The organism is Mesorhizobium sp. WSM4816 (genome assembly GCF_055811535.1).
The window spans coordinates 1-236 of the sequence record NZ_JBVVQR010000126.1; the positions used below are offsets into that span (position 1 = coordinate 1).

Here is a 236-nt window from a genome sequence, read left to right on the forward strand (position 1 = left end):
GCCCGTGGGGGGGGGGGGGAACGACCAAAAAAGGAAAAAAGAACAAAAAAAAAAAAAACACGAACAAAAAAAAAATAGACAAAAAAAAAATACGACCAAAAACAAGAAAAAAAAAAGAAAAAAAAAAAAAAAAAAAAACCCCCCCCAACAACACCCAAAAAAAAAAAAAAACCCACCGGGAGCGAATAAAAAAAAAAATAAAATACAACAACCCCAGGAAAAAAAAAAAAAAACCA

Annotated in this window: 1 protein-coding gene; it reads left to right on the plus strand. The window is 30.9% G+C overall.

Annotated features, from left to right (window positions below):
* Positions 1 to 236 (plus strand): hypothetical protein (locus tag AC0L3H_RS33065; RefSeq protein WP_473588257.1); only part of this gene is annotated, 236 nt, incomplete at both ends.